The 19,559-nt window shown below is 24.5% G+C and carries 14 protein-coding genes; 4 read left to right on the forward strand and 10 right to left on the reverse strand.

All coding sequences use genetic code 11. The features are described from left to right. The first annotated feature begins 69 nt into the window (after nt 1–69). Nucleotides 70–222, forward strand: a complete 153-nt coding sequence (locus CP960_RS13765; RefSeq protein ID WP_162919090.1) for a hypothetical protein — start codon at nt 70–72, stop codon at nt 220–222. On the opposite strand, the gene CP960_RS09400 is transcribed toward CP960_RS13765, so the two are convergent. The 3 genes from CP960_RS09400 to CP960_RS09410 form a co-directional block, all read right to left on the reverse strand. Further along, nucleotides 196–3,573, reverse strand: a complete 3,378-nt coding sequence (locus CP960_RS09400; protein WP_101185159.1) for a diguanylate cyclase — start codon at nt 3,571–3,573, stop codon at nt 196–198. The genes CP960_RS13765 and CP960_RS09400 overlap by 27 nt on opposite strands. Nucleotides 3,574–3,637: 64 nt before the next feature. Then, nucleotides 3,638–6,841: an ankyrin repeat domain-containing protein gene (locus tag CP960_RS09405; protein WP_101185160.1), complete on the reverse strand. Its 3,204-nt coding sequence runs from the start codon at nt 6,839–6,841 to the stop codon at nt 3,638–3,640. After that, nucleotides 6,841–10,059, reverse strand: coding sequence for an ankyrin repeat domain-containing protein (locus CP960_RS09410; RefSeq protein ID WP_101185161.1), 3,219 nt, complete (start codon nt 10,057–10,059; stop codon nt 6,841–6,843). The genes CP960_RS09405 and CP960_RS09410 overlap by 1 nt, the downstream gene beginning before the upstream one ends. A gap of 359 nt (nt 10,060–10,418) precedes the next feature. Between CP960_RS09410 and CP960_RS09415 the strand changes: the two genes are divergently transcribed. Beyond that, a complete protein-coding gene (locus tag CP960_RS09415) occupies nt 10,419–11,078 on the forward strand; it encodes a hypothetical protein (RefSeq protein WP_101185162.1) in 660 nt (219 codons plus the stop codon). A 1-nt stretch (nt 11,079) separates the two neighbouring features. Here CP960_RS09415 and CP960_RS09420 read toward each other — a convergent pair whose 3' ends face one another. Then, on the reverse strand, nt 11,080–11,652 hold the full coding sequence (locus CP960_RS09420) for an NUDIX domain-containing protein (RefSeq protein WP_101185163.1): 573 nt from the start codon (nt 11,650–11,652) through the stop codon (nt 11,080–11,082). Between the two features lie 111 nt (nt 11,653–11,763). Here CP960_RS09420 and CP960_RS09425 point away from each other — a divergent pair, with 111 nt between their 5' ends. After that, nucleotides 11,764–12,360 carry a hypothetical protein gene (locus CP960_RS09425; RefSeq protein ID WP_101185164.1) on the forward strand — a complete coding sequence of 199 codons (597 nt, stop codon included), beginning with the start codon at nt 11,764–11,766 and terminating at the stop codon, nt 12,358–12,360. Here CP960_RS09425 and CP960_RS09430 read toward each other — a convergent pair. Genes CP960_RS09430 through CP960_RS09440 form a run of 3 tightly spaced genes read right to left on the reverse strand, consistent with a single transcriptional unit; the run spans nt 12,343 to nt 15,249 of the window. Next, nucleotides 12,343–13,521, reverse strand: coding sequence for a sensor histidine kinase (locus CP960_RS09430; RefSeq protein WP_101185165.1), 1,179 nt, complete (start codon nt 13,519–13,521; stop codon nt 12,343–12,345). The two genes, CP960_RS09425 and CP960_RS09430, sit on opposite strands and share 18 nt — an antisense overlap. Then, nucleotides 13,514–14,173 carry a response regulator transcription factor gene (locus CP960_RS09435; RefSeq protein WP_101185166.1) on the reverse strand — a complete coding sequence of 220 codons (660 nt, stop codon included), beginning with the start codon at nt 14,171–14,173 and terminating at the stop codon, nt 13,514–13,516. Before CP960_RS09435 ends, CP960_RS09430 begins: the two co-directional genes overlap by 8 nt. A 53-nt stretch (nt 14,174–14,226) precedes the next feature. Further along, nucleotides 14,227–15,249 (reverse strand): YeiH family protein, encoded by a 1,023-nt coding sequence (locus CP960_RS09440; protein WP_101185167.1) that lies wholly within the window; start codon nt 15,247–15,249, stop codon nt 14,227–14,229. Between the two features lie 102 nt (nt 15,250–15,351). On the opposite strand from CP960_RS09440, the gene CP960_RS09445 reads away from it, so the two are divergent. Next, nucleotides 15,352–16,230 (forward strand): LysR substrate-binding domain-containing protein, encoded by an 879-nt coding sequence (locus CP960_RS09445; RefSeq protein ID WP_101185168.1) that lies wholly within the window; start codon nt 15,352–15,354, stop codon nt 16,228–16,230. Here the strand turns inward: CP960_RS09445 and CP960_RS09450 are convergent. The 3 genes from CP960_RS09450 to CP960_RS09460 all read right to left on the reverse strand — a co-directional run. Then, nucleotides 16,217–17,041, reverse strand: coding sequence for a hypothetical protein (locus tag CP960_RS09450; protein WP_228152050.1), 825 nt, complete (start codon nt 17,039–17,041; stop codon nt 16,217–16,219). The two genes, CP960_RS09445 and CP960_RS09450, sit on opposite strands and share 14 nt — an antisense overlap. 97 nt (nt 17,042–17,138) lie before the next feature. Further along, nucleotides 17,139–17,642 (reverse strand): YajQ family cyclic di-GMP-binding protein, encoded by a 504-nt coding sequence (locus CP960_RS09455; protein WP_101185169.1) that lies wholly within the window; start codon nt 17,640–17,642, stop codon nt 17,139–17,141. Between the two features lie 59 nt (nt 17,643–17,701). Beyond that, on the reverse strand, nt 17,702–19,559 hold a 1,858-nt coding region (locus CP960_RS09460), incomplete at its 5' end, for a sensor histidine kinase (protein ID WP_101185170.1).

The raw sequence follows: 19,559 nt of genomic DNA on the forward strand, positions 1-19,559 counted from the left end.
AAAAAGTAATTCTCTATCTTTATTTTTCTTATATTTTTATTGTTTTATTATAAAAATAAAGGAATAAAAATGAAAAAGTTATGCAAAATAAAAAAAGTAGAATTTGACTCTTTACATAAAAAGATATATAAAGAGATAAAAAAACCCAAATTCTACTGTAAAAAATGTTTAAGAGTTGCAAAACATGCCAAATATTTATGTAGTGCTCAAAACTTTAAATGAAACTCTATTTCTTCCTTCTTTTTTAGATTGATATAGTAACTCATCAGTATTTTTATATAACTGTTTAATATCATCAATAGCTGTTGCATCTTGACAACTTGCACCAATAGAAACTGTAATATATTTACTTGCACTATTATACTTATGTTCTATTTTTAAATTTTCAATAGATAATAATATTTCTAAAATATATGATTTAGCCTTATTAATTGTTGTTGATTTATACAATAATCCAAACTCTTCACCACCTAACCTAAAACAGTAATCATCTGCTCTTTTCATAGACTCTTTTAAAGACTTTGCTACTTCTATAAGTACTTCATCACCTTTTTGATGTCCATAATTATCATTATATTGTTTAAAATGGTCTATATCCATCATAACAAAAGTAATAATCTCATTCTTCCTTTTTGCATTATTTATATATTCTGGTAATAATTCATTAAAATACCTTCTATTATATATATTTGTTAGTCCATCAGTTATAGAGATTTCTTCTACTCTTTTTTTATCTGTAATATCTTCTCTTATTGCAGTATAAGCTACAATTTTACCTTTACTATACTCAGGAGTAATAACTGTATTTGTCCAAAAATATCCACCGTTTTTTTTCTTATTTTTTATTTCTCCTCTCCACTCTTTTCCAGCTTTAATAGTTTGCCATAACTCTTCAAATAATTCTTTTTTCATATCTTCATGTTTTACAATGTTGTGATTTTTACCAATTAACTCTTCTTTTTTAAATTGACTCATTTTTAAAAATGCTTGAGAAACATAAGTAATATTTCCTTTTATATCAGTACTAGTAGTTAATACATTTCTATCGATAATATCTAAATACTTTTTCATCTTCTTATTTATATTATTAATTGTTCTATTTTTATATAAAATAATAAAAATAATTAATAATAAAACACTACTAGTTACAATAATTTTCCGATAATCAATACTCTCTTCATACTTAACAGCAACCCAATTTTCATAAATATTATTATGTTCTTGAAAAGTTATTGTATCAATAAGCTTATTCATTATTCTATTTAAGATTGGCTCATCATTTCTAGTTCCTATAGAAAAACTCCAAGCATCATCAAATTTACCAGATACTTTTAAATCTCCAAAATAATCTTTTTGTACGTAGTAACCAATACTTGGAAGAATTCCTATTAAACCAAATAATTTTTTATTTTTTACTTTCTCTAATCCATCTTTCATTGAATCAACTTCAACAAGTTCAATTTTAGGATATTTCTTTTTCAATACACTTACATATGCATAATTTTTAATATAACCAATTTCTTTACCATTAGTACTAGGAATATTACTTATAAATTGTTCTTCTAATCTTGTAGCTAAAACTAAAGGATATGTTAAATATGATTTTGTAAAATTTAAATACTCTTTTCTTTTTTCTTCTTGAAAAATCATTGGACTTAAATCACAGTTTCTATTTTTCATAAAATTTAATGTTTCTGTCCAATTTTTTGTCGAAATCAAAGAAAAAGGAATATCTAACTTATTTTCAAAAATTTTTATATACTCAGAAGACATACCTATTAGTTTATTATCTTTAATCTTTTCAAAAGGCATCCATTCTGGATCAACACATATTTTAATTTCTTTTTTATTATCTAAATAATTTCTTTCTTCTTCATTTAAAACTAATTTATTTTTATCTATTTCAAGTTTAGACCAATTATTTTGTAATTTTTCAATTTTTGAGGCAGTAATATTGCTATTTATTTTTTCAAAGATTGATTTTAATAATATATTATTTTTTAAATACCCCATATGTAAATCTATTTTTGAAGGAATATCACTAGATACAAGTTTTAAAGTTTTAAGATTTGTATACCAATTTTTTTGAATGATATACTCTAAAGTAGCTAAATTTCCCAAAGCCAAATCAGCTTTGTTTTCTAAAATCATTTCAATTGCTTTTTTTGTTGAAGATACTGCAAGTAAAGTAAGATTTGGATAATTCTTTTTTATAAAATTATGTAAAAAAGAGTTATTTAAAACAGCTATAATATTACCTTCTAACTCTTCAAGCTTATTACTAAAATCTATGCTATTTCGCCCTATAATTGCAGGAGAATATGATATATGACTAAAGTTGCTATATAATACATATTTTTTTCTATTTTCACTTATTGCAATATTTGGTATTATATCAAGTTGTTTATTTTTAAGCATTTTTTCATAACTACTCCATGAAGAACTATTTACAAATTGGAACTTCATATTAGTTAAACTACTTACATAATTTAGATAATCTACTATAAAACCTTTTGGTTTACCATTTTCAACAAAATTATAAGGAGGAAAAAAATTAAGATTTTGAACTTTTAAAATTGGATTGTTTTTTATATAATTTAACTCTTCTTTTGTAAAATTAAATTTATTAAAGCTCTCTTCAAAAACAAAACTTTTAAAATCCAAATCATTTACTATTTCTTTAGAATACTCTTTAAAAATATTATTTATATATTCTAATCTACCTTTATCTAAAGTTCCTAAAGGAGTTATCTCTTTTGAAATTAGTCTTTCAATTGCATTTGCTTCTAACTGTAGATGTTCAAGACTTTTTTTACTTGAATATTTTTTCCTAATTAAAGATATAATCTCTTCTTTATTTTCTAAGGCATATTTCCAACCTTTTAAAGTTGCTTGTTTAAATTTTTTCACTCTTAAAGGATGATTCTTAGCCTCTTCTTCACTAGTAAAAATCATATCACCATAAAAGTCAAATCCATAATTTGAAGGATTAATAATATTTACATTCAAACCTTCTTTTTTAAAATAATATGGTTCATTTGATATATAAGCTGGCATAATATCTACTTTACCATCAATTAATTTTCTATGATCCCCTTTTTCTCTTTTTCTAATCAAATTTGGTTTTACTTTAAGCTTTCTAAGTAGAGCTAAAATAGTAAAACCATCTATATCATTTTCATAAAAAAGCATATCTTTATCATCAAGTTTATAAGGAGAATCTATATTGTTATTTTTTAAAGATAGTAAAATACTTGCAGAGTGTTGAAAAATAGGAGTTACTAAGACTACAGGTTTTCCTCTTAATTTATATAACAATATAATTGAATCAGATATTCCATAATAAGCTTCATTGCTTAAAACTTTATTAATATAGTTCTCTTTTAAATTTCTTTGTTTTATCTCTACATCTAAGCCAACATCTTTATAAAAACCTTTCTCTTTTGCTGCATAATATCCTGCAAATTGAAATTGATGAAACCACTTTAATTGTAAAGTTATTTTTTCTTGTGCAAATACATTAAAAGGCAATAAAAGAAATACAAAAAGTGCTATAACTAAACTATTTTTCATATATACTCCTGCAATAAATAAAATTATTCTAACCAAATAATTACACTATTACAAGAGATTATACTTAACTATTTAAGCTTTCTAAAAAATCAATAATATCTTCTGCTTCATTTTGTTTTCTAGCAATATCTAAACAAAGCATAACATCAGCATTAAATTTGACAAAAAGTTTTGCTATTTTTTGTTCAGTTTCATTAACTAATTTTTTATTTTGAACAAACCCAACAGAACGCTCACTTATAAATTGCATACTTTTAACATACATTAAAAGTGGTGGTTCAATATCTTTATGATAGTTTATATCAAAACCAATATCTATTAATGTTTTTAATATTTGTTCAAAAACAACTGGGTGAAAATTTATACTTAAAAGTTGATGTAAAACAGTATAGTTAAATTTATTTACTTTATTAACCTCTAATCTATTTGTTTTATAAAGAAGATTTACAAAATATGACTCTTTTACTAAAAGGGCATAATATAAAGGTAAAGTATCATTAGAATCAAAACCATTTACATTTGCACCTAAAGTTATTAAAGTATCAAATATCTCTTTATAATTTGCCTGTATTGCATATATTAAAGGTGTAGCACCTGATTCTTCACAAAGACTAATATTAGCATTTGCATTTACTAAATCTTGTATTATTTTACTTTTAATTGTTTCAAATCTAAAAGAGAAATCATAGCTATTATTGCCTATAACTGCATGATGTATTGCATTTTGATTATTTTCATTAACAGCATTAACATTTACTTTTAAGCTAATTAAGTCTTTTACAACTTGTCTTGCTCCAACATTTGCAGCTGCCATTAATGGAGTCATTTGTTTACTACTTACTTTTTCAATATCTAAACCTAAATCAATTAAAGTAGCTACTGCTTTAGATCTTTGTAAAGTAGGAACATAAGCATAACAAGTAATAGCTTGATGCAATGCATTTAAATTTTCAGTACCTCCAACTACATTAATATCTACACCTTTATTTGCTAACCATTTTAAAGTTTTAGGCAAACAAGCCATTGAAGCAGCTAAAAAAAGATTTTCATCATAAATATTTTTATATTCTAAATCAAAAGAGTGTTTGTCCCAACAATACTCTAAATACTGCAATGCTAACTCATCATCTTGTATATGTCTTTGAATAAGTGATTGAATAGGCATCTCTGCAAAGCTTTTTTCTATAACTTTTACTAAACTTGCACCATACTCATATAGTAAATCTAGTAGTTGTTTATTAAAACTATCTTTATTTAAAGCTTCAATAAAAATAGATGCTTCATTACATAAATATTTATTATTATGAACATATATAGTATTGCAGTTTACATCTGCACCATTTTCTAATAATAGCTTTATTACTTTGTAGCTTTTATTATCGTTGTTATTTGCTAATGCAGCTTTTTTTAGTATCATAGATAAAATAGTTTGCTTAACTACTATATTATCCTCATTCATAGAACTGTAATATCTATTTATATTAGGGTCTCTTTTTATTACTTTTTCTATTACTTCTATACTAAAAAATCTGTGCTCGTAAAACTCTAAAATTATTGGTTTAATTTCACTATATGCTTTTAAATAGTCATAAGTATCTAAAAGATAGTTTAGTTCTTTTTGAGATAAATAAATTGAAGCTAAAATAATTATATTTGCATCTTCTACTTTATCTTTATACTTATAAAAATCTTTTTTTGTATAGTAAGGATTTATATCTATAATATGTCTTAAAATATCCATTTTATTTAAGTATTTAATAGCATAAAAAATTGATTCATCATCTTTAATTGATAGTTTTAATTCATACAAAATATACTCTAAAATTTTATGTTCATCTTTTATAATAAACATAGATAAAAAAGAGATTGATTCTTCTTCACACTCATCTAAAAAATCTTTATAACAAGCTTTTGTATTAATATCTAAACCATAAGTAGCAAATAGTTTTAAAAGTTCTCTTTTTTTTACTATACTATTTACAGTACTATCTTTTTTATAAAAATAATTTATTACACCTTCGTTATTTTTATCTACAAAATTTACATTGGCTTTAAACTCTAATAAAAGTTTTATCAAATCAGTATGAAAATTATAGACTGCATAAAAAAGTGCACTAAAGCCATCATACTCAATCTTAGCACCATTTTCTAATAAAAATTTTACTACACAAATATCTTTTTGAATAGTCAATGTTTTACAAGCTTCATAAACTATATTTGTACTTTTTTGTGTTAGTTCAAGATTCGCATTTTTATTTTTAGCTTTTATTAATAGTTGTAACTTATCCTCTTCACTTAATCTTGCATTTGTAACTATTTCATATGCCACTGTCTTATTGCTTAAATCATCTTGCATTTGTATATATGACTCAATATATGATTTTGGTAATATTGATAAAAAGTTTTCAATACTTTGTAGATTATTTTTTATTGATTCAGCAATATAATCTAAATCCTCAAAGCTAAAAATCTTTTTTATTTCAAAATGATAAGCTTTAAAGTCTGCACCTAAAATAATAAGCTCTTTTAATACTTTTTTATCTCTATTAATAAGAGCAAGTTTAATTAAACTATTACTATTTTCATCCATAATACTCAAATCAAGTAAATCTAAACTATGAAGCAGTTTTATTACTTTAACTTTTATAGAACTTTGAATAGTTGAGTTTATTAGTTGTATGATAAAAGCTGGATTTTCACTCTCATTTAAAGTACATTTAGCTTCGATTAGAGCTTTAAAAACTAAAAACTCTCTTTGATTTATAAGTGCACACTCTAAAGGTGTATATTTGTCAAAACCATCAAGATAGCTACTCATAGGTAGTTCAAGTTTAATCAAATACAAAATAAACTCTAAAGAAGCTGTTTTTACAGCTGTTGCAATAATACTTAAACAGTTAGTTTCTATTTCATAACCATAATCTAAAAATGTTTGAAACACCTCTATGCTATTTGCATTTATCAATGTAGATATTACACTACTGTTTTTATTTAATTTTGCCTCGTCAAAATGACTTCCAAGTTCAAATAAATAAGTTATAATATCAACTCTTTTATATATGCATGCATAATATAAAGGTTTCTTACCAAAAATATCTTCTATATTAAAATTTGTACTATCAATCTTAGTTTTTACAAACTCTATATTCTCATTTTTTATTGTGTTTTCTAAAGTTTTTTCTTTTGAAAAACTAGAAGATTCATCTTCAAAAGAGAATGAAGAATCATCCTCTTCTTTGTTATTAAATAATTTATCTAAAAATGACATTATAATCTACTTTTTAAATACTGTAATGCTTCTGTTGAAACTCCTTCTAAACTATTTAGACTATTTAAAGCTACTTGTACATCACAATTATTTTCTATAAGTGTATTTGCAACATTAGCAAATCCTGCTAAAACACTTAAAGCTAATGCATTCATACCATTATCTAATCTCTCATTTATATTTGCACCATTTTCTAAAAATAGTTTAATAACCTCAATTCGTTTCTCTTCTTCAATATCCAAATTACTATAACAAGCCCACATTAAAGGTGTAAAGCCTTGTGAATCTTTTATATTTATATCTTCAAATAGCTCTTTTACAATATCAAAAACATAAATATTCGCATAGTAACCAACTACATGTAATAAAGATAAGCCATCTCTTCCACTTGTTAATTCAATCCCATTTTGCAAGAAGAATTTTAACATTTTTTCACTATTATTATCAGACCTCATAACTGCACTAAAATGAATTGATTCATTATTAGAATCAATAACATTTAAATCTACTTCTTTATTACTCATAAGTCTATTAACATAATACATTTCACCGTATGCAATTGCTATCATTATTGCAGTTCTACCATTCATATCTTTTGCATTTATATCTAATTGCAGTTTTAGTAAAACATCAAAAATCTCTCTTTTATTCTCTAAAATACTTAAGTGTAATACAGGAACTATATCATTTGAACCCATATCTAAGTTTGCACCTGCATCTTTTAATGCAGCTAACATTTTTGACCTTACTAACTGTGAATTTTCTTCATCATCATATGTTTCTTGACCTAATATTGCTCTATGAGCAGCAGTTTGCCCCTCTTCATTAACAAAATTAGCATTTGCATTTAAATCTAATAATACTTTTAAAGCTTCAAAACATCCATAGTTTGCTGCACTCATTAAAGGAGTAAACTGTTCCACATCAACTTGTTCAATATCACAACCTGCTTGAACTAACACTTTTACAGTTTCAGCTCTTGCAATATTATCATTATCATTATAGTTTGAAATAGCCTTATGTAAAGCTGGAGAATTATCAAAACCACCAATTACATCTATATTTGCACCTTTATTTATTAACCATTTTAAAACTTTTGGTCTATTCATCATACAAGCACCAAGAAAAATATCAGTATCAAAGCTATTTTTATGTTCCAAATCTACTTTATAGCCTTTACTTTCAAAATACTCTAAATGCTGTAAGCAAAGCTCATCAGAAGCTAATCTAAATCTATTAATTATTGAGTGCATTTGAGACTCATTTAAGTTAGCTACAGGTTTATAAGGATCAACTCCATTATCTAAAAGAAAGTCTAAAACTTTTGGTTCAAATTTTAATCTATTTACAACTTGGTTTATTAAAATTCCAACACGATCAAGATGTGTTTTAGTTTTATTAACTTTATTTAAATAAGTATCAATAATTGCACCATTATCTTTTAAACATTGTAAAAGTTCAACTTTTACATCTTCATCAATTTCAAAATTATCATAACCTCGTATTAAACTTGAAACAACTGTTTGTGTTTCTGGTTCATTTGGGAAGATATAATACTCTCTATTTAAATCAGGGTCTGCTTTTATAAGTTTTTTTATTGTTTGAATATCAAATTTATAATAAACAGCTTTCATAATATATGAGTATGCTTCAGAATAACCTTTAATATCACTATATGTGTCTAATATATAATTTACTAACTTTTCATCTTTTGAAATTATTGCAACTCCTAAAATATTTGAGTCAAATCTCTCTTCTCTTACTTCACAATAATCCATATTTTCAAATACCACATAAGGATTTTTTTCAATTATTCTCTTTTTTAAATCAAAAGGAATATCTTCTCTTTTTATTACATACTCAATTGCTAGTTCGTTTACTTTTATTGAAGGAAATTTAGTAATTAAGTGTTCAATAAGTTTTGCATCAGCTATATCTGCAAAAGCTTCAATAATCTCTGTATCATTAGTTTTTGCATTTTGATAATGAGAGATTGGTATATTTATATCTAATCCATTTTCAAGCAAAATATCAAACATTGCAATTCGTTCTTTTACATTTTTAAAATTAGAATTTGGATGAATTAATAAATTTACTACTGTATTTCTAAAATAGTTTACAAAGTTAACATCTGCACCTTTTTTTATTAAGTATTTAACGCATTTTACATCATTGTCTTTTACTACATTAAAAAATGCCGAGTATTGGTTATACTCTATTTTTGCACCATTTTCTAATAAAAAATCTAAATAAGTAATATTTGTTCCTATTGTAAAATGAGCTGTATAAGTATATACGGCATTTACACTATGTCCATCATTATTTAATTCATTTATATTAGCACCCTTTTGTAAAGCAATTTGTGCTAATTGAACTCTTTGTTTATCATGAAGCATCATACTTTTACTAATATAAATTAATATTTGTTTATCTTTAATATCATCTAAACTTTCAATATACTGCTTAAATGAATCAAAATCCAATAAACCTATAATATATTCTGCTTTATTTAGCTTATTATTTAAAACATAAGAACTCAACTCTTTTATCTCTTTTTGTGTTAAATGGTTTGGAAGTTGCTCAGCTATTGAATTAATACAAGCACCTAATTTTATAAGCTCTTTTAAAAGCTCAATATCTTTAGTATTAAAAGTTCTTGTAGCTACTGGAAGTTCACTTGGATGGTGATTTATATCAAAGTTATACTCTTTAACAAGTACAGTTAAGACTTTAACTTTTAAATCTAAAGAAAGCTTTTTTGAGTCAATAATTTCATGAATAAGCCCTCTTGCTCCCTCTTTTGTTTTTGTTCCAAAATTTTTAAATACAAACTCAAAAGTAGCAAAATCTTTTGCAAACTCAAGTGCAGTTTCCAAAGGTGTTTTTGAGTATTCAAGTTCACAACTTGCACCTAAACTATAAACATATTCAAGCATTTGTAAAGAGGCATTTTTAGAAATCAAATAACAAATTACACTTTGTCCTTCTATCCTATCATCTAAAACAGCACCATTATCAATTAAGTACTTAGCCACGTCTAAACTTGAATACATAAGAGCATAATCAATAGGTCTTTTTAAATCCTCATCCTCTTTATTTATATCTTCTATTTGAAGAACCTTTTGTACTTTACTTACATTATTTGAATTTATAGCTTCAATCAAATCATTATCTTTTGGACTTGAATCAAAATTAAAAAATTTTTTAAACAACGACATAAAACTCCTTTGAAATATTAAAAACGTTTATAATTATTATTAAATAGTAAAAATTTAATCAGCTAAATCTTAATATTTTATAAATATATTTTTGATAAAACTTATCAAAATTTTACTAAAACTTTTAAAATTTAACTATAAAAAATATAACTCTATTACATTACAAAAGTAAAGTAATAATTCTTTAAGTAAATAAAGAATAAAATTGCTCATATAGAGATTATTTACAGTTTAGAAAATACCAATCCTTTTTTAATCTCTATAATTAAAGAAAAAAGTTGTATTCATGTCTTCATTTAATCCTTAAGTCGTGTAAAGCTAAGTAGAATACACTTTTTTCTTAAAATAAGAGGGAAAACATGTCAGTTAATCATCTAAAAAAACTTATGTTTACAAAACAAATCAATATAAAAGATATCAAAGCTCAAGCACTACTTGCTGTTATTCACAACTATCTACATCAATATTTTGAAGCTATTAAAAATAACGATTTTAAAGTAATTCTTGAAGATGATAAAAGCTTAGAAGAACAAAAAATACTTGAAAAAGAGTTTTATAAAATATATAAATATCTTGATAAAAACATCTATACATATTTTCAATTAGAACAAATAATAAAAGAGTCTAAAAAAGATAAAAAAAGTTATGAAGTAGTACAAACATTAGAACCAATTATTTTTTATTACAACTACATAATAAATCAAGTAACTTCAAGACTTTTAAACTTTTATAACTCTAAAGATAAAGTAAAATGGAAACCCGAATTATTAGCTTTTTATTTTATACTTGATTACAAAGAGAGTTTTCCTTCTATTTTTAAAAAGCATGAATATTTACAAAACTTTGATTTTGAAAAAATTTCAAATATTGTAATTAATGAAAATAAAAAACTAAAACAAAAATTCAATATACAAGGGTATGATAAAAATAGTATTTTAGTACCTACAAAAATGCAAAATATAGCCAATCAAACAATCTTATCTTTAATTAAGAAAAAGTATAAGATAAAAAGAAATTAAATTAAACTTCTTTTTTATCTAAAAACCAATAATAAGAGAACATTAATCCTGGTGTTTTAGCCTTTGTTTCATCATATATAAACTCTTTAAACTCATCAACTGGTATAAATGTAAGCTCAATTTGTTCATCATTTATACCTCCTCCTTCATGCACTTTCATACTCTCATTAATTGTTGCAAAATATAGACTTTGGCACCCTCCACTTATTCCAACATTTGTATAAAAAGATGTAACTTTTTGTATATTCTTTAAAGGTACATCATAACCACACTCTTCATCTATTTCTTCTTTTACAATCTGATTTAACTCTTTATTTTTATCTACTAAACCTGCACAAAGTTCATAAGTAAAAGGTTTTGATTTATCATTTAAATAAACAGGTGGTCTAAACTGTTTTACAAGTAGAAATGAGTTTTTTTCTTCATGATACAATAATACTGCAACTGAATCAAAACTCTTTACAGCCTCCCAACTTCTACTCTTTCCATCTTGTTCAAATGTTATTTTCACAGGATGTACAAACCGAGTATCTGTTAACGCATGGGTCTTAAAGTTGGTAATTTTTGTGTTCATATCTCTTCTTTATTTAAAATTTAACTATTTTATTTACTTTTCTCTAAAAAACATTTTAAAATAAAATGTGATATGTTACAATTAAACATACCATAAAAGGAGACACCAGTTATGAAACTAGAGTATGCTGGTTTAAAACCCATGATAAATGAACATGGAGTATCTTTTAAAGATGGAAAAGAAGATAAATTTGTTTATTTAAAATATGCAATAGATATACTATTAGCAATTGACCATGAACATGAAAAAAAAAGAAAATATTCACATCAGTTAAAAGAACAAACTCTAAGTGCTCAAGAGATTGTAAATATTTTATTAAAATATCATCCAAAACTAGAAGAGACTATAAATAAAGAGATTAAAAACTATTTAACTCATCTTGATAGTGAAGAGCAAAGTGTAGAAAAAAGTCTAACCCTAACACAAATAGAAAAAGAGACTTTTATAAATAACCTTGAAATTATGAGAGATTACAAAATCCAAAGAGCGAAAAATAAAATTTTCTATTTTCATTGTATTGAAACTATTGTTGAAATTATTCTAAAAAGAGAAATTAAAGAAATAGACACTCCTTTTAATGAAAGATTTTGGCATATCCTTCAAACTTTAGAAGGTGCTTTAAATGAGCATAAAATAAGAAGTGATTTAAAAATTGATAGAAGTAATACTAGCCAATTAAAAGCTATGCTTTTAATTCATCTTTACTAGTACATTTTTAAAGTCTATTTTAAAAGTTGAACCTTTATTTTCAATAGACTTTAAAGATAAGTTTAACTCATACTCTTTTGCTATTCTTTTTACTATATCAAGTCCTATTCCAAAACCACCTTCACTATTTTTCACTCCTCTTTTATATCTTTTAAATATCTCTTCTTGCTCTTTTTTACTTATTCCTATACCAAAATCTTGTACTGTTAAAACTGCATCTTTTAAAGTAACAATAATTTTTGAATTATTATGGCTATATTTTATTGCATTTGAAAGAAGATTATTTACTACTCTTTGCATCTTATTTTTATCAACTCTTATTTTGCAAGGCTCTACTTGAGCATTTATAGTAATATTTTTTGTAATAGAAATATCATTAAAATATTCAACACTATGACTTACTAATTGACTTAAACAAAACTCTTCTTCCATACTAAAATCATCTTTTTCAAAAGTTGAAAAGTGTATGTCATTATAAAGTTGAGAAATCTGTTTTGAACTACTTACAATATACTTCATCATCTTTTCAGGATTTTTACCTTTTTTTAACATAGAAACAGAAGTCATTAAAACTGAAACAGGTGTATTTAATTCATGGGCAGAATCTTTTATAAACTTATCCATAGACTCTACTTTCTCTCTTACAGGTTTTAAAAGAAGCTTTGCTAATAAATAAGCTACAAAACCTACAAATAAAGCACTAAATATTAAAATCAATCCCATAATAAGTTTTAATCTATCCTTGTCTTGTACTCCCGTACAAGTTTGCACAGCAATATATGCAATAGGAATATTTTTTTCATCTAAATTAGTTACATAATATGTATATTCTTGAGTTTCATATAAATCTTTTTTTAGTGTTAGTTCTTGCTTTTTGTACATATTTGAAAAAATAAGATTTTTATTTTTATCAAAAAGTGCATATTGTATATCTTTTTGTTTTAACTTAATAGGTGTTAACTCTTTTTTATTCATATAAGAATTTAATATATGCGCTTTTATCTCATTTGCAGCATTTGACATTTGCATATTACAGTGTTCCGCAACTGATTTTAATTCATTTTTGTAATAAAAATATAACAGTAGCCCAAGTAAAATAATTACAGAACCTACATAAATAGATAAAAAACTTATTAAGGCTTTTTTTTCATTTTTATTCAAACTTATATCCTATTGCTCTAATTGTTTTTATTCTATCTTTTCCCAATAATTCTCTTAAATTCTTTATATATACTCTAATAGTTGCATCTGTTGGCATCTCTTCATATGCCCAAACATTTTGAAGTAATTCTTCACTTGAAATTACTCTGTTTTTATGACAATAAAAATATCTTAAAATATCTCTCTCTTTTAAAGCAAGTTTTTTTATCTTATTGTTGATTTTAAGTTCACAAGAGTTTGGATAAAAACTTATATTTTCACTTAATATTATCTCTTCATTGTGTTCAATTAAAAATATTTTACATAGTTTCATTATTCTTTGGTCAAGCTCTTCTAAATCAAATGGTTTTTTAATATAATCATCAACACCATTTTCAAAAGACTCTTTTAAGTGTTTACTATCTTGATATGCAGTTAATACAATAATTGGAGTATTATCTTTATAATCTTCTCTTAATGTTTTTAATACTTCTAATCCTGTTATACCAGGAGTATTAATATCTAATAATGCAAAATCTACTCTATTATCAATTAGATACTCCAAAGCATCTTGACCATTTGTTTTTAGTTCAACTTCATAACCTTTATCTTCAAGATGAAAACTTAATAAATCACTTAAAGCACTATCATCTTCTAATAATAAAACCTTCATTGTACTTCCTTTATAAAATCTATTTTATACAAATTTTGTTTATAATATGTGTATTAAAATCTTATTACAAAGTTTATTATAAAATATCCTCCTACACTCAACCAAATAAATAGTATAGAAGCTAAAACAATAGGTTTTAATCCAACTTTAAAAAATGACTTAAAATCTGTATTTATTCCCAATGCCATCATAGCCATTGCTAAACAAAAAGTATCAATACTATTTATTTTATCTACAATTGTTGCATCAATAAAATTAAATGAATTAAATAATGCAACTAAAATAAAAAATATTGCAAACCAAGGAATTGTTATCTTTGTTTTCTCTTTTGAAGTTGCTGTTTTTGCTAAAAAAAACATTAAAATAATTAAAAAAGGAGCAATTAACATCACTCTTATCATCTTAACAATAACAGCATCTTTTGCAATGATTTCATTTGAAATACTATTTGCTGCACCAACTACATGAGCAACTTCATGTAAAGTTCCTCCTATGTACATAGCCATGCTTTTTGGTAAGAAATCTATAAACTCAATACTATATAAATAAGGGTAAATAAACATTGCAACTGTTCCAAAAAGTACTACTGTTGAAACGGCAATTGAACTTTTGTAAGCTTTATTTTTTAATACTGCTTCTGTTGCTAAAACTGCTGCTGCTCCACAAATAGCACTTCCTGCACTTGTTAAGATTGTTATTTCTTTATCTAATTTTAATATCTTTACTCCAATAAAATATCCTAAAATAAAAGTTGAAAAAACCACTATTATTGCAACAATAATTGCTTGAAGTCCAACATCTTGTATTTGTGTAAAAGTAAGTCTAAACCCATAAAAAACAATTGCAGTACGAAGCAATGTTTTAGTAGCAAAAGAGAATGAACTTTCAAATTTTGAACTAATTTTTAAATTAAATACATTTGTAAAAATCATTCCAATTAATATTGAAACAATTAAAAAAGAAAATCTCAAATTCTCAATTATTTGTAAAGTTGAAATATATTTTGCTAAAGCTGTAAGAAGTGCTAAAAAACACAATCCTAAGTAAAAATTTTTATTTGTTATACTCTTATTCATTATAATTTTCCTTTATATTTGTGAAAGTATATAATTTATATTTTAATTTGTAAAATTAATTATTTTTGTTATAATCATAAATATTTTTAATAAGGAATATATATGTTTACTTTAAAAGAGTTGGATATTTTTTTTAAGCTTTGTGAAAACTCCCATATTTCAAATCTTGCAAGGCAAATTAATTTAACTCAATCTGCAATTTCTATATCTTTAAATAGTTTAGAAAAAAAAGTAGATGAAAAGCTTTTTGATAGAGTAGGAAAAAAATTAGTCTTAAATGAAAGAGGAAGATATTTTAAAAGCAAGGCTATAAAGCCTTATTTGGAACTAAAAAACTTAAAAGATAATTTTTGTAATAATTTACTAATGGGTGAACTAAAAATTGCTTCAAGTAAAACCTTTAATAGTATTAACTTATCTTCATATATTTATGATTTTATATCAAATCATGAAGTAAGTATTACAAAATATTCTCAAAATACAAAAGAGATAATTGATGAAGTTTTAGATTCGACTATTGATTTAGGTTTTATTGAAAAAGAGTTTGATGATTCAAATATCATCAAAGAAAGAATTGCTAGTGATTCTTTAATAATAGTAACAAGTGATGAAGCTCTTTCAAAAAAAGAGTATTATATAGACCAATTATATAGTAAAAAATGGATTTTAAGAGAGAAAGGTTCTGGTACAAGGGAAGTTTTTTTAAGTAAATTAAAATATCTTGATGAGTTTAAAATCACAATGGAAATATCAAACTTTGAAGAGATAAAAAACATACTACTTCAACATAAAGATACACTTACATGTATTTCAAAACTAGCAGTAAAAAAAGAGTTAGAAAAAAAACAACTTTTTGAAATAAAAACAAAAAACCTAAAATTTAATAGAGAACTTTATATGATTTATCATAAAAATAAATATAAAAGTAAACTCTTTTTAGAGTTTACTTCATACATCAAAAAATGTTTTAAGAGTTTTTAAAAGCACCCTTTTTTTGTTTTGCATTAACATTAACACCAAAATAATCAAGTAGTTTTAATTGTATTACTATATAAACTACACAAGTTATAAACGATACAAGAGTACCTAAAAATACTCCAAGCATAGGATATGTAAAGTGTACAGTCACACAAAAAATAACAATACTACTTAATCCAGAAGGAGTATTTTTAAGTATTGTTCTTGCTTGATTACTACTATGATTAAAGTGAACTATTAAAAGTAAAGGAAACATCATACTTGGAAATGCTGAAAAAATACCTGCTATATTTACAGGTGCGATTTTAGGTATTGATGTAACAAGTAAAAAAATAACAACTGTTAAAACTGTTCTTACAAGTAAATCTTTTAGTGTTATTTTTGTATTTATTTTCTTTGCATTATCAGGTATTTTTGCAAAATATATAGTTGTTAAAGTAATAATTGTAATTACTGCAATTGGTGTAAAAATAACATGAATAGGTACATGAGCAAGAATAAACGCAGCTACTAAATAAAAAACAAAAGATACGATTATACTTACAAAAATATCAAATTTTCTTTTATAAAAGGTACTTATATAGTACCCTATTATAAAAGATAATAAAGCAAGCAATCCATGAATATTATACAAAGATGCTCGAACAGAGTAATCAACTCCATACTCTATTGCAAAAAATATTAAAACAATCATTGTTCCTAAAGGAAGTCCTGATAAGATTCCAGATAGTTTCGCACTTACTTTCTCTGCTATTATAGAAAGTGTTATTACGATTATTACAGCAGTTACTGCTTTTATAATTAGAAGTTCCATTTTTCTCTACTTTAAAAAAATAAGCACATATAATACCACGGAAAGGTTAATTTAATGATAAAGTTTATATATAAAAGTAGAAAAAAAGCTTTTTCTACTATCTAAAATTATCAAATACTAAAGGTGCTTTTAGTTCTAAAGATTTTAAGTGTCTCATAACTGTTTGTAAATCATCAATATTTTTACCACTTACTCTTATCTCTTCTCCTTGATTTACAGCAGTTACTTTTAATTTCAATTTTTTTATCTCTGTTTGAATAGTTTTAGCTTCATCTTTTTCTATTGTATCTATAATTTTATATGTAAATTTTCTATTTCCTCCACTTGCATCTTCTGCTTTTAACTCTTCAAGTGAGTTTATAGAAATATCTCTTTTATTCATTTTTGAAATTAGTATATCTTTCATTGCATCAACTTTATTATCACTTGCACTAACTAAAGTCAAAGTTTTTGCACTTTGATTTAAATCTATTTCTTTTTTTAAACCTTTAAAATCATATCTATTATCAACCTCTTTTTGTGCTTGAATAACTGCATTTTTCATCTCTTGCATATCAAGCTTTGCTGAAATATCAAAATGATGCTCTTTTGCTTTTGCCATTATAATCCTTCTTAAAAGTTTTTAAATATTGTAACAATATAACTAAAAAAGAGTCTTAATTAGTGTTCATTCTTATAGTTTTGTATAATTATTCTAAAATTTGCACCCCTAAACTCTTTATTATCTATGGTTGCAGTAAAATTTTGTACACCAATTTCTGCATTTATTTTATTCAAAATTGATTTACACATATAAAGTCCAAGTCCTGTACCTTTATCATCTGATTTTGTTGTAAAATATGGTTCAAAAATTTTATCAATAACTGCTTTATTTATTCCACCTGCATAATCTTTTATCTCAATAATTATATCATCACCCATAGCATCAACATCTATATCTATTCTTTTAATTTCGCAATTTTTCTCTTTTATTATATCCCTTGCATTATTTAAAATATTAAGTAAAACTTGTATAAGTTCATTTTCATAACCAATAGTTTTTAAATTATTATTAGAAATTTCATATTTTATTGTAACTCCAAGAGATTTATAAATATCATGTATAAGATTTATAGTTTTATGTATAGTTATATCAACACTATAAATAGCTTTATCTTTTTGTTTAAAAAAATCTCTAAAATCATTCATAGTATTAGACATTAATGATATTTGTTTTTTAATAGATTCACTATCTTTTTTCAAATCTTCATCACTATTTTGTTTTAACTTTAATCTTAATTCAATTCCAGAAGTAATCATGCTAATTGCATTTAATGGCTGTTTCCATTGATGAATAATCATAGATACCATCTCTCCAATATTAGCCATCTTACTTTGTTGAACTAGATGCATATCTTTTTGTCTATTTTTAGAAACTTCTTGCTTTATTCTATTTTCAAGCTCCTCATTAATAACTATTAATTCTTTTGTTTTTTCTTGAACTTTTTCTTCTAAATGTTCATTTAACTCTTTTTGTTCATATATTAAAGTTTTTATCTTAGAAGCCATATTATTAAAAGATTTTTCAAGCTTTCCTATCTCATCAGTAGATGTTTCTTCTATTCTATAATCAAACTCATTTTTAGCAAACTTTTTTGTTCCTATTAAAAGTTTTTCTATTTTTGAAGTGATATAATTTGACATCCAAATTGCTACAAATATTACAAGAATTACCATTACAAAGGTTACTATTGTTAGCTCATTTATTAAAGACTTGATAAAAGATTTGATTGCAAACTCATTTTCATCAACAATCTCTTTCATAATATCAGTTTGTTCATAAAGTATTTTTCTTACATTTCTTTTTGTTTCATCAGCAGCAGCATGAAACTCGTTTACATTTGCACCAATTGTTACAAAACCAAAACCTCTTTTACTATTTGCATATTTACCTGTATAGTATGGAATAGTTGCAGCTGTTGTTAGTTTCCAAACCTTACTCCAATATATTATAAAAGAGCCATAACCTCCATTTTTAGTAACTTGCATCCAACCTTGACATTGTGGAGCAAAATTCAAATATCTACAATCTAAGCCAACATTACCATCTTTAGTAAGTTGTTTTATATTTGGTTTCTTCTTTAAAGTTTGTTTTTCAAATGTTGGATAGTCTTTTAAAAACTCATTTATTTCTTTATTTGAAGCATAATACTTCTTTGCAACATCCAAACTTAGCCATGGCATTGATTTTTTTCCTGTATTTTCATCATAACCTAAGATAAAATAGTCTCTTGGATGAGATATATTTTTGCCTTCATAATCCCACATAAATGCATAATTCCCTACACTTGCATCTGCTATATCTTGTAAAGGATTCTTTCCTGTTGGATTTACTGTATCCGTAAACTGCATTATATGTTCATGGTCTAATGCTAAACTTACATATCCTACTTTTTTATCATCTTTATATACTGGCGTTACAAATCTTATTATCCCTTCAAACCTCTTCCCATTTGGATTCTCTTTTCCTGCATAGGCT

This window comes from Malaciobacter halophilus, assembly GCF_002837275.1.
Taxonomy (GTDB): Bacteria; Campylobacterota; Campylobacteria; order Campylobacterales; family Arcobacteraceae; genus Malaciobacter; species Malaciobacter halophilus.